The sequence below is a fragment of the Asanoa sp. NPDC050611 genome, from assembly GCF_040654855.1.
Taxonomy (GTDB): domain Bacteria; phylum Actinomycetota; class Actinomycetes; order Mycobacteriales; family Micromonosporaceae; genus Asanoa.
This window is the reverse complement of record NZ_JBFAIU010000253.1, coordinates 1-11317: the sequence shown is the minus strand read 5'-3', so window position 1 is coordinate 11317 and position 11317 is coordinate 1. Positions and strand designations below refer to the sequence as shown.

General features: G+C 73.4%; 12 protein-coding genes and 2 pseudogenes. 4 read left to right on the top strand and 10 right to left on the bottom strand.

The features are described from left to right. Positions 1–222: 222 nt before the first annotated feature. Entirely contained in the window at positions 223–864 is a 642-nt protein-coding gene (locus AB0H87_RS29960) for a CBS domain-containing protein (RefSeq protein ID WP_360152941.1), read from the top strand. Positions 865–876: 12 nt separating this feature from the next. Here AB0H87_RS29960 and AB0H87_RS29955 read toward each other — a convergent pair. Further along, positions 877–1371, bottom strand: a pseudogene (locus AB0H87_RS29955) (GNAT family N-acetyltransferase); the annotation flags it as partial. Between the two features lie 52 nt (positions 1372–1423). Between AB0H87_RS29955 and AB0H87_RS29950 the strand changes: the two are divergent. Beyond that, the gene (locus AB0H87_RS29950; protein WP_360152938.1) at positions 1424–1852 is read left to right on the top strand and encodes a DUF1810 domain-containing protein; all 429 of its coding nucleotides are present in this window, start codon (positions 1424–1426) and stop codon (positions 1850–1852) included. Here the strand turns inward: AB0H87_RS29950 and AB0H87_RS29945 are convergent. The 6 genes and pseudogenes from AB0H87_RS29945 to AB0H87_RS29920 form a co-directional block, all read right to left on the bottom strand. After that, positions 1849–2313 carry a DUF3291 domain-containing protein gene (locus tag AB0H87_RS29945; protein ID WP_360152935.1) on the bottom strand — a complete coding sequence of 155 codons (465 nt, stop codon included), beginning with the start codon at positions 2311–2313 and terminating at the stop codon, positions 1849–1851. The genes AB0H87_RS29950 and AB0H87_RS29945 overlap by 4 nt on opposite strands. Positions 2314–2337: 24 nt before the next feature. Next, on the bottom strand, positions 2338–2736 hold the full coding sequence (locus AB0H87_RS29940; RefSeq protein WP_360152932.1) for a VOC family protein: 399 nt from the start codon (positions 2734–2736) through the stop codon (positions 2338–2340). Positions 2737–2775: 39 nt separating this feature from the next. Beyond that, on the bottom strand, positions 2776–4419 hold the full coding sequence (pgm, locus tag AB0H87_RS29935) for a phosphoglucomutase (alpha-D-glucose-1,6-bisphosphate-dependent) (protein ID WP_360152929.1): 1644 nt from the start codon (positions 4417–4419) through the stop codon (positions 2776–2778). 39 nt (positions 4420–4458) lie between these two features. Continuing rightward, a pseudogene (locus tag AB0H87_RS29930) lies at positions 4459–4557 on the bottom strand (DUF664 domain-containing protein); the annotation flags it as partial. A 45-nt stretch (positions 4558–4602) separates the two neighbouring features. Then, positions 4603–5955 (bottom strand): FtsX-like permease family protein, encoded by a 1353-nt coding sequence (locus AB0H87_RS29925; protein ID WP_360152926.1) that lies wholly within the window; start codon positions 5953–5955, stop codon positions 4603–4605. 3 nt (positions 5956–5958) lie between these two features. Next, on the bottom strand, positions 5959–6717 hold the full coding sequence (locus tag AB0H87_RS29920; RefSeq protein WP_360152923.1) for an ABC transporter ATP-binding protein: 759 nt from the start codon (positions 6715–6717) through the stop codon (positions 5959–5961). A gap of 94 nt (positions 6718–6811) precedes the next feature. On the opposite strand from AB0H87_RS29920, the gene AB0H87_RS29915 reads away from it, so the two are divergent. Then, positions 6812–7618 (top strand): endonuclease/exonuclease/phosphatase family protein, encoded by an 807-nt coding sequence (locus tag AB0H87_RS29915; RefSeq protein ID WP_360152921.1) that lies wholly within the window; start codon positions 6812–6814, stop codon positions 7616–7618. Positions 7619–7637: 19 nt separating this feature from the next. Here AB0H87_RS29915 and AB0H87_RS29910 read toward each other — a convergent pair whose 3' ends face one another. The 3 genes from AB0H87_RS29910 to AB0H87_RS29900 are packed head-to-tail and all read right to left on the bottom strand — an operon-like array spanning position 7638 to position 10367. Beyond that, positions 7638–8624 (bottom strand): aldo/keto reductase, encoded by a 987-nt coding sequence (locus tag AB0H87_RS29910; RefSeq protein WP_360152918.1) that lies wholly within the window; start codon positions 8622–8624, stop codon positions 7638–7640. A gap of 17 nt (positions 8625–8641) precedes the next feature. After that, a complete protein-coding gene (locus AB0H87_RS29905; RefSeq protein ID WP_360152915.1) occupies positions 8642–9502 on the bottom strand; it encodes a fumarylacetoacetate hydrolase family protein in 861 nt (286 codons plus the stop codon). A 10-nt stretch (positions 9503–9512) separates the two neighbouring features. After that, a complete protein-coding gene (locus tag AB0H87_RS29900; protein WP_360152912.1) occupies positions 9513–10367 on the bottom strand; it encodes a LysR family transcriptional regulator in 855 nt (284 codons plus the stop codon). A gap of 68 nt (positions 10368–10435) precedes the next feature. Between AB0H87_RS29900 and AB0H87_RS29895 the strand changes: the two genes are divergently transcribed. After that, positions 10436–11317, top strand: an 882-nt coding sequence (locus AB0H87_RS29895; protein WP_360152909.1) for an EamA family transporter, incomplete at its 3' end; no start/stop codon positions are given.

Sequence of the window (11317 nt, the reverse complement as noted above, 5' to 3'; positions counted from 1 at the left end):
GCTCGTGCATCCGGCGCCGCGCGAGCTCCAGCCGTGCGGCCCGGTCACGCCGGGGGTCGGTGGTCGTCGGGTCGATGGGCTCGCCTACGACGAGGCCATGAGCCAGGCAGATTGCCGACGACTGGCAAGGTGCGCCCGCGGACCCTGCGGCTCGCCCACCTGTCGGTCGTCGCCAGGCCTCGCGAGACTGGAACCGGACGATCAAGACCGAGGACGGTAACCATGCGACAGTGGCGGGTACGCGACGTGATGACCGCAGACGTGGTGTCGACCACAGTCGACAGGCCGGCGCACGAGGTGCTGGCCGCCCTTGACGCCCACCATCTCAGCGCCATGCCGGTGGTCGACGACCGGGGCCACGTCGTCGGGATGGTCTCCCGGACGGACCTGCTCCCGAGCGTCCGTTCGCGCCCGACGGACGTCGAACACGTGATGACCACGCCGGTGTGGACGGTCGTGCCGGAGACGACACTCCCGTCGGCGGCCAAGCAGATGCGGACGGGGAAGGTCAAACGGCTACCCGTCACCGGCGAAGCGGGCCGGCTGGTCGGCATCGTCTCCGCCACCGACCTGCTGCGCGTCTTCAGCCGGCTGGACACGGACATTCGCGAGGACGTGCTGGCCGAGGTGGCGCACACGACCAGGTGGATCGACCGCGAGCCCGTGCACGTGGTGGTGCGCGACGGCGTCGTGACGCTGGTGGGCACGCTCGACCGGCGCAGCACAGTCATGATCGCGGAGCGCCTCGCCCGCACGGTCCCCGGCGTCGTGTCGGTGGTCAACCGGCTCGAGTTCGAGTACGACGACACCGCCGCCATCCGCGCGCGGGACGACGAGACCGGCCGACTGGTGCCGACGTCCTGACCGGGCACGCGCCTAAGGCGTGCCGGTCCAGCGCAGCCAGGCGTACGGGCGGGGCTGCGGCGCGTTCCACTCCTCCTGCAACTCTGCCGCGACGTCGGCGAACCCGGCCTTGCGATAGGTCGCGAGGGCGGCCGCGTTGTCCGGGCGTACACGCAGGAACACGTCGTCGAACCCCGCCCGGGCGGCCAGCGCGCGGGTGAGCGCCCTGCCGACTCCCCGGCCCCGCTCCCCAGGTGCGACGAGGATGCGGGCCAGCTCGGCCTCGTCCTCCTCGTCGTCGGACCAGACCTCGCCGTAGCCGACCGGCCGTTCGCCGTCGACCAGCAGGTAGGCGGCGACGTCGTCCTGCGTGGACCAGCCGCGCACCACGTCGGCGGGGAACGGATGCTCGGCGCGGGAGCACCACCTGTCCGCCTCGTCCGCGTTCCGGACCCAGCCCGCGACGACCTGGGCCTGGTCGGCGGTGAACGGCACAAGTGCGAACGGCATGATGCCATCGAGCGTAGCGGCACGGAGCGTCGGCTTGACCGGTGCGGCGGGCGCTGGTGAGGCTGGGCGGGTGAGCGACGAGGACCCGTACCGGCTGAACCGCTTCGTCGACGCGCAGGAGGGCGTCTATCCGCACGCGCTGGCGGAGCTGCGCGACGGCAACAAGCGCAGCCACTGGATGTGGTTCGTCTTCCCGCAGGTCGCGGGCCTGGGCCGCAGCTCGATGGCGCAGGCGTACGCGATCTCCGGCCTCGACGAGGCCCGCGCCTACCTCGCCCATCCGGTCCTGGGCCCGCGCCTGCGCGAGTGCGCCACCGCCCTGGTCGAGGGCACGGAGAGCGACGAGGAACGCATCTTCGGCCCGGTCGACGCCATGAAGCTGCGCTCGTCGATGACGCTGTTCGCCCACGCGGCCCCGGACGAGCCGGTCTTCCGCGCGGTCCTGAACCGCTTCTACGACGGCGCGGAGGACGACGCCACCCTCGCCCGGTTGCGTTAGGGACGTCGCCGACGGGTTGGTGCCCCGTCGGGCTCGAACCGCCGTCGCAGCGTGAACGCGCGGGGCGTCGGACCTTCCCGCCGCAGGACGGCGAGCCGGGCCTGGGCTTCGGCCAACCCGGGCCGGTGATCGTCCGTCACCCACCACAGCGCGGTGCTCGGCTGCGGCGTCGGCAGGAACCACGCCGCGCGCTTGCGGACCAGTCCGCCGTGCCGGCTGCGGTAGACGAACTCGTGCATCGACTCGTACGAGCTCCACAGCGAGACGTTCACGACCTGCCAGTGCCGCGCGTCGTCCTGGCAGGTCGGCATGTGTCCGCCGGGGCCGGGCAGGCGCCACACGAAACCGGGACTGGCTTCGGCCATCCGGTAGACCGGGTCGACCGCCGCCATGAAGCCGGCCATGATCGGCGAGTCCGGCGCGGCCCGCATCCGAGCGACGTTGACCTGCGCGAGCCGCACGCCGTCATCGTAGTGTCACGGACCTCAGTCGTCGGCCTCGATGGCGAAGGTGTTGCCGTCCGGGTCCTGGAACCATGCGATGCGTCCGCCGCCGGCCCGGGCGGTGATCCCCTTGGCGTCATGGTCGTACTGGTCGTACCGGACGATCTCGACGCCCGACGCGACCAGCTCGTCCACGATCTGGTCGATGTCGTCGACGTACCAGGTCGCCAGGGTCGCCTCGGTCTGCCCGGCGGTGACCGACTGGTAGACGTTGAGCGCCGGCCCGCCACCGGAACCGTAGACCCGGCTGCCGCCCGCGATCCGGGCGCTCGGGCCGGACCGCAGCACGGGCAGTCCCAGTTTGCCTTCGTAGAACCCGACCGCCCGCTCGATGTCGGAGACGGCGACCGAGGCGCGGAGGTGATAGCTGCTCAAGGGCATCAACCACCTTCTCACACGCGGCCTGGATGCGGCCGGGGATCAGGCGGACAGGGCGGCGCCGACCACGGCGCGGGCCTCGTCCTGGATGCGGGCCAGGTGGTCCGGCCCCTGGAACGACTCCGCGTAGATCTTGTAGACGTCTTCCGTGCCGGACGGGCGCGCGGCGAACCAGCCGTTCTCCGTCGAGACCTTCAGGCCGCCGATCGCCGCACCGTTGCCTGGTGCCGACGTGAGGATCTCCGTGATCGGCTCGCCGGCCAGGGACGTGGCGGTCACCTGCTCCGGTGACAGCTTGCCCAGCACCGCCTTCTGCTCCCGGGTCGCGGGCGCGTCCACCCTGGCGTAGGCCGGGTCGCCGAACCGGGCCACCAGGTCCGCGTGGTGCTGCGACGGCGTCCGGCCCGTACGCGCGATGATCTCCGAGGCCAGCAGGGCGAGGATGATGCCGTCCTTGTCGGTGGTCCACACGCCACCGTCGCGGCGCAGGAACGACGCGCCCGCGCTCTCCTCGCCGCCGAAACCGACCGAGCCGTCCAGCAGGCCCGGCACGAACCACTTGAAGCCGACCGGCACCTCGAGCAGTGTCCGGCCGAGGTCGGCGGCGACGCGGTCGATCAGCGACGACGACACCAGCGTCTTGCCGACCGCGGCGTCGGCCGGCCAGCCCTCGCGGTTGCGGAACAGGTAGTCGATCGCGACCGCCAGGTAGTGGTTGGGGTTCATCAGGCCCGCGTCCGGCGTGACGATCCCGTGGCGGTCGGCGTCCGCGTCGTTGCCGGTGGCGACCTGGTACTGGTCGCGCTTGGAGATCAGGGACGCCATCGCGTACGGCGACGAGCAGTCCATCCGGATCTTGCCGTCCCAGTCGAGCGTCATGAACGCGAACCGCGGATCCACGGCCGGGTTGACCACGCTGAGCGACAGCCCGTGCTTCTCGGCGATCTCCGCCCAGTAGCCGACGCTGGCCCCACCCAGCGGGTCGGCGCCGATCCGCACACCGGCGTCGCGGATCGCCACCATGTCGATCACCGCCGGCAAATCGTCCACATAGGACGCCGTGAAGTCGAACCGCTGCGTGGTCTCGGCCGCCAGCGCCCGCCCGTACGGCATCCGCCGCACCCCGGCCAGCTTGTCGCGCAGCAGCTCGTTGGCGCGGTCCTGGATCCAGCTCGTCGCGTCGGTGTCGGCCGGCCCACCGTGCGGCGGGTTGTACTTGAAACCACCGTCGTCCGGCGGGTTGTGCGAGGGGGTCACCACGACGCCGTCGGCACGGGCCGCCGGGCCGCGCTTGTTGTAGGTGAGGATCGCGTGCGAGACCGCCGGCGTCGGGGTGTACCCGTCGCGGCTGTCGATCAGCACGGTCACGTCGTTGGCGGCGAACACCTCCAGCGCGGTCTGCGTCGCCGGCTCGGACAGCGCGTGCGTGTCCCGCCCGAGGAACAACGGCCCGGTCGTGCCCTGCTGCGCCCGGTACTCCACGATCGCCTGGCTGGTCGCGGCGATGTGGTCGTCGTTGAACGCCTTCTTCAGGCTCGATCCCCGGTGCCCCGACGTGCCGAACGCGACCCGCTGCGCGGGCACCGACGGGTCCGGGTGCAGGTCGTGATAGGCGCCGAGGACGGCCTCGACGTCGATCAGGTCACCGGGCTGTGCCGGCTGCCCGGCGCGGGGGTTGTTGGACACGCCCGCATCGTAACGCCGCGTCAGCGGCCCGGCCGGGATCTACTGGCCGACCCGGCCGTCGATGCGCTCGCGCAGGAAATCGGCGTGGCCCATGTGGCGGGCGTACTCCTCGATCATGTGGATGAGGATGCACCGCAGGTTCTCGCCGCCCTTGCCGACGATGCCGAGGTCGGAAGCGGCGAGTTACGCCGTGCGCCCGACCGCCTCGACCGCGGGCGTCCGCAGCGCGCGCCGGGCGGCGCCGACGCTCGCGGCCAGGGTCAGCACGACCGCCGCCACGGCGATCGCCGGCCAGATCAGCGCCGGCGCGTCCGGGACGAGGCGGTCGGTGCGGGCGATCGTGTACGGGAGGATCGTCGCGAGCGACGCCAGGGAGCCGAACAGGACGCCCGTCACCGCCAGCACCGCCGCCTCGGCGCCGACCATCCGCCGCACCTGGGCCGGCGTGGCCCCGGTCAGCCGTTGCTGGCCGAACTCGCGCCGCCGGTACGTGGTCGCCGCGACCAGCGTGTTGACCAGCATGATGGCCGCGAACAGCGCGAGCATGCCGACCACGACCAGGTTGAGCGTCTCGATGTTGCGTTCGGCGGACGCCGGGATGCCGGGCACGTCGGCGGCGCGGTTCTCCACGCTCTGCATGACGAGGGTGCCGACCGAGATGCCGGTGAACAGGATGACCGGCATCAGCGCGCCGCCGAGCTGATGCGACCGGCGGCGCAGGTTCGCGACCGTCAGGTAGCCGCTCGCGCCGCCCAGCCGGGCCAGGGGTCGGGCCAGCACCGCGGTCATGCCGCGGATCAGCGCCGGTGACAGCAGCGCCAGCCCCGCCGACACCAGGATCGACGCCTGGCCGGCGGTCTGCATCGCGTCCACGCCGTGACCCGAGAACAGCAGCACCGTCAGCAGGCCACAGTTCACCCCGCCCGCGACCAGCAGCCAGCCCGCGGTGACCCGCTTCCAGCCCATCCGCCGCGGCTCGTCGCCCGCCAGCGCCTCCCGCGCGCCCAGCTTCGCCGTCCGCCGGACCGCGACCAGCGCGCCGATCAGCGCACCGAGCACGGTCACCGCGACGCCGATGCCGGCGGCGATGTAGCCGAACCGGTAGGGCACGGATGCGGGGACCTGCTCGGTGCGCACGAGCAGCGTGAACAGCAGCCGCCCGAGACCGAACCCGGCCGGGATGGCCACGACCGCGGCGGCCACCGCGACGAGCGCGGACTCGACGACGACCATCCGGCCGACCTGTGCCGGCGTCGCACCGACACTGCGCAGCAGCGCCACTTCCCGATCACGCTGCCGGACCGCGAGGGTCAGCGTCGAGGTCACCGCGAAGGCCACGATCAGCAGGCACCACCCGCCGGCCACGCTGGCCATCAGGATCAGCGTCTCGGCCGTGGCGGAGTCGACGCCCGCCGCCGCGGTGTCGAGCAGCGACGCGAACGCCATCAGGATCGTGGCGCCGAGGAAGGTGGCCGCGAACGTGGCGAGGAAGCCGCCGGTGCGGTGCCGCAGGGTGCGCAGCGCGAGCGTGACCATCGCTCACACCCCCGCCAGCGCGACCGCGTCGGTCAGGTGCGCCATCCGCTCCGCGACGGCGTCCGCGGTGGGCCGGGCCAGCTCGCCGACGATGCGGCCGTCGGCGAGGAAGACCACGGCGTCGGCGTACGCGGCCGCGGCCGGGTCGTGGGTGACCATGACGACCGTCTGGCCGTGGTCCCGCACCGCGGTCGCGAGCAGCGCCAGCACCTCGCGGGCGGCGCGGCTGTCCAGCGCGCCGGTCGGTTCGTCGGCGAAGATCAGCGCGGGCGAGGTGGCCAGCGCGCGGGCGATCGCGACGCGCTGCTGCTGGCCGCCGGAGAGCTGCGCCGGGCGGTGGTCGAGGCGGTCGCCGAGCCCGACCTGGCCGAGCAGAAGCGCGCACCGCTTCCGGTCGACCCGCCGGCCGGCGAGCCGCAGCGGCAGGGTGACGTTCTCCAGCGCGGTCAGCGTCGGAAGCAGGTTGAACTGCTGGAAGACGAAGCCGATCCGGTCACGCCGGAACCGGGTCACCTCGGCCTCGCCGCCGGTCGGCATCGGCTGGCCGGCGATGGTCACGCTGCCCGCGGTCGGCCGGTCGAGACCGGCGGCGCACTGCAGCAGCGTGCTCTTGCCAGACCCGGACGGACCCATCACCGCGGTGAACGTGCCCGTCGACAGGCGTAGCGTCACGCCGTCGAGGGCGGTCACCGGGTTGTCGGCGGTCCCGTAGACCTTGCGTACGTCGTCGAGGCGGAGCGCCTCGCGGGCATCCAAACTCATGTGCCCGACGCTATGGAAGCCGGCGGCGCGATTGAATCCGATCGACCCCCGTTGCCGGGGTGGGGCCAGCACCACCGTGCGCGGATGTGCGACGGTGATCGGTGTGCGGGTGATGACGTGGAACCTGTGGTGGCGGTTCGGCGAACCGGAGCGCCGGCGGGCGGCGATCCTCGCGGTGCTCCGCGAGCAGCGGCCTGACCTCGTGGGGCTGCAGGAGGTCTGGGCCGACGACGACACCAACCTGGCCGGTTGGCTCGCCGACGAGCTGGGCCTGCACTGGGCGTTCGGCGCGGGCAGCGACCAGGAGAGCTGGCGCGTGCGGGTCGACGGCGCCCCGGGCCTGCGCAACGGCGTCGCCGTGCTGAGCCGCTGGCCGATCCAGTCCGACAAGGCGTACGACCTGCCCGGCGACCCGAGCCGCGCGGCGCTGAGCGTGCTGGTCGACGCGCCGCACGCGACGATCCCGTTCGTGACCACGCACCTGTCGGTGTTGTCGGGCTCGGCGGGCCGGTCGGCCCAGCTCGACTGGCTGGCCCGCCACGTCCGGAGCCTGCCGCACGACGGCCACCCACCGGTGGTGGTCGGCGACTTCAACGCGATGCCGGAGTCCGACGAGCTACGCCGCTTCGGCGGGGAGCTGACCGTCGGTTACGTGCCGGACCAACGGATGCTCGACGCGTGGTGGTTCGCGGACCACGGCGACCCGGGCTGGACGTGGGACCGGGCCAACCCGCACGCCGCGGCGTTCGTCGCGCCGAGCAGCCGCATCGACTACATCCACGTGCTGCTGAGCATCCACCGCGCGGGCCGCGTCCTGGGCGTCCACCGCGCGGCTTCGACCCCGGTCGACGGCATCTGGCCCAGCGATCACGCCGCGGTGGTGGCCGACCTCAGCGAATGACCGCCGGCCCGGTGGGTGGTCAGAGTCTGGTCATCTTCTGCATCGCGTCGTCGTAGCGGGCACCGGCGACGCCGAGGCGGGTGGCCGCGTCGTCGAGGGCGGCGAGGTCGGCGGCCGGCAGCTCGAGCCGGGTCGCGCCGATGTTCTCGTCGAGGCGTTCCAGCCGTCGGGTGCCGGGAATCGGCACCAGCGACGGGCGGCGGGCGAGCAGCCACGCGAGGGCAACCTGCGCCGGCGTCGCGTCCTGCGTCGTGGCCACCCGCCGCACCAGGTCCACGAGGGCCTCGTTGGCGGCCCGGTTCTCCGCGGTGAAGCGCGGGATCGTGGTCCGGATGTCGTCCGCGGTGAACGCGGTCGTGGTGCCGACGGTGCCGGTCAGGAAGCCTCGGCCCAGCGGGCTGAACGGCACCAGGCCGATGCCCAGCTCGTCGAGCGTCGGCAGGATCTCGGTCTCGATGCCGCGGGTCCACAGCGAGTACTCGCTCTGCAGCGCGGTGACCGGATGGACGGCGTGGGCGCGGCGGATGGTGCCGGCGGCCGCCTCGGACAGCCCGAAGTGGGCGACCTTTCCCTCCGCCACCAGCTCGGCGACGGTGCCCGCGACGTCCTCGACCGGCACCGCGGGATCGACCCGGTGCTGGTAGAACAGGTCGATCCGGTCGGTGCGGAGCCGCCGCAGCGCGGCGTCGGCGACCCGGCGGATCTGCTCGGGTCGGCTGTCGAGGCCGACGGACCTGCCGTCCTGGATGTCCCAACCGAACTTCGTGGCGATGACCACCTGGTCGCGCACCGGTTCGAGGGCCTCGCCCACGAGCTCCTCGTTGACGTACGGCCCGTAGACCTCGGCGGTGTCGAAGAGGGTGACACCCCGCTCGGCCGCGCTGCGCAGCACACCGATCATCTGCGTCCGGTCACCGGGGTTCGGGCCGTAGCCCTCGCTCATGCCCATGCAGCCGAGGCCGAGCGCGGACACCTCCAAGCCCTGCCCGAGCGTTCGAGTCTGCATGCCGTCTCCCTCGTGAGTCAGGGTCGCTGGTGGTCGAAGTGTTCCTTGCCGACGACGACCGGGTTCGTCAGCTCGCCGACGCCGTCGATGTCGATGGTGACGACGTCACCAGGGTGCAGGGTGAAGTCCATCGCCGGCGCGAGGCCCGTCCCTGTCGAGAGCACCGCGCCGTCCGGGAAGTTGTCCGCGCGGAACAGGTAGTCGACCAGCTCCGTGTACGGGCGCTTGAGCCGGGCCGTCGACGTCGTGCCGGACCAGACCGCCACGCCGTCGCGGGTCACCCGCACCGCGACCGCCAGGTCGGAACCGTCCACCTCCCACGCCGGGCGGATGCCGGCGGACAGCGCGCACGCACCCGCGTACACCTTGGCCTGTGGGAGGTAGAGGGGGTTCTCGCCCTCGATCGACCGGCTGCTCATGTCGTTGCTGACCAGGTAGCCGGCGATCTCGCCGAACCGGTTGATCACCACGGCCAGCTCGGGCTCCGGCACGTCCAGACCCGAGTCGGCGCGGATCGCGACCGGGTCACCGTCGACCACGACCCGCCAGGCCGCGGACTTGAAGAAGATCTCGGGGCGCTCGGCGTCGTACACGCGACCGTAGATGTCGGCCTCGCTGCTCTCCTCCATCCGCGCCTCACGCGACCGCAGGTAGGTGACCCCGGCGGCCCAGACCTCGGTGCCGCCGTCGACGGGTGCGAGCAGCCACGCGTCGTCGACGACGTCGCCGGGCGCGGCCAGCAGCGCGCGGATGTCGGCGACCCGCTCGCGCAGCAGGGCGGCGACGGACGGCACGGGCAACGCCCGCACCACCCCGTCCTCGCGCACGCCCACCCTGGGGGTCTCGTCATGGTCGAGGCGGTACCGGACGATGTGCATGACGGGCAGCTTAGGCCCGCGGCGACGCGCAGACCTCCCGGGCCAGTGTGACCAGGTCGGCAACGGCCGGGTGGCTCGGCGGCTCGCGCCAGGCGAGGTGCACGGTGACCTCGGGCGCGTCGGCCAGCGGCACGAACGCCACGGCGGGGTACGGGTGGATCGCCGCGGTGGCCGTGGTGGTCACGCCCACCGCGCGGCCGGCGGCGATGGTGGCCAGCCAGTCGTCGGTGTTGGCGACCTCGACGACGGCGGCCGGGATGCGCTCCCGCGGCCAGAGGTCGAGGGTCGTCGTGCCGCTGCGGCTGTTGACCGCGATGGGCAGGTCGGCGAGGTCGGCGAGGAACAGCTCGGCGCGCCCGGCGAGTGGGCCGTCGGCCGGCACGGCGGCCACCCGCGGCTCCCGGAGGATCGGCTGCGCGGGGCCGTCGACGGGTCCGCGCACGATCGCGACGTCGACCGCGCCCCGGGCCAGGCCGGCGTCCCGCTCGTCGACCCGCAGCAGGTCCAGCGGCGTGCCCGGGTGAGCGCGCTGCCAGCCGCGCAGCAGCGTGGTGGTGTGTGCGCCCAGCGCCGACCAGGCATGGCCGAGCCGGAGCGGCCAGGTCGCGGCCCGGGTCGGGTCGAGGACGTCGTCGACGGCCGCGACCGCGCCGGCGGCCCGGTCGCGGAAGGCCGACCCCGCGGGGGTCAGCCGCAGGTGGTGGGTGGACCGGTCGACGAGCCGGGCCTTCAGGTGGTCCTCGAGCTGGCGCAGGGTCCGCGACAGCGCCGGCTGGGTCACGTGGAGCCGGGCCGCCGCCGCGGTGATCGAGCCTGCGTCGGCGATGGCGAGGAAGGCGCGCAGGTGCCGCAGGTCGACGGTCATAACCGTGGAGCATAACCGCAGGCAAAACGGCATTTCCGGGTACGCCGACCGCAACCTAGCGTCGACGGGTGACCGACGTGCTGACCGCGCCCGCACACACGCGCGCGCAGGGCGGTGTCGCCCTCGTGCTGACCGGCGCGCTGTCGGTGCAGTTCGGCAGCGCGGTCGCCGCGCTGCTCTTCCCGCACGCGGGCGTCGCCGGCGTGGTGACCCTGCGGCTGACCATCGCGGCCGTGGTGCTCCTCGCCGTGTGCCGCCCCCGGCTGGTCGGCTACGGCCGGGGCGACTGGGCGCTGGTCGGCGCCTTCGGTGTGGCGCTGGCCGGCATGAACACGCTGTTCTACCAGGCCATCGACCGCATCCCGCTCGGCGTGGCGGTGACCCTGGAGGTGCTGGGCCCGCTGGCGCTGTCGGTCGTGAGCGGGCGCCGGGCGGCGAGCTGGGCCTGGGCGGGCCTGGCGCTCGCGGGCGTGGGGTTGCTCGGTCGCACCGGCCTGGGCCGGCTCGACCCGACCGGCGTCGCCTTCGCCCTCGGGGCGGCCGCGGCGTGGGCCGCCTATATCGCGCTGAGCGCCCGGGTCGGCGCCCGCTTCGCCAGGCTCGACGGGCTCGCGCTGGCCATGGCGGGCGCCGCCGTGCTGACCCTGCCGCTCGGCGTGGCGGGCGCCGGGGCGACGCTGCTGAACCCGCCGATCCTGGCCCTGGGCGCCGCGGTGGCGGTGCTGTCCTCGCTCCTGCCGTACACCCTGGAGCTGACGGTCCTGCGCCGGCTGCCGACCACGACGTTCGCGGTGCTGATGAGCCTGGGGCCGGCCATCGCCGCGCTCGCCGGCTGGCTGGTGCTCCACCAGCGGCTCCCCCGCCGGTGGGACGAGCAGGGCCAAGCCTACGACGCGACCGCCGACGACGCCGCGTACGGCATCTTCGAGATCGCGGGCGGCATCGTCGCG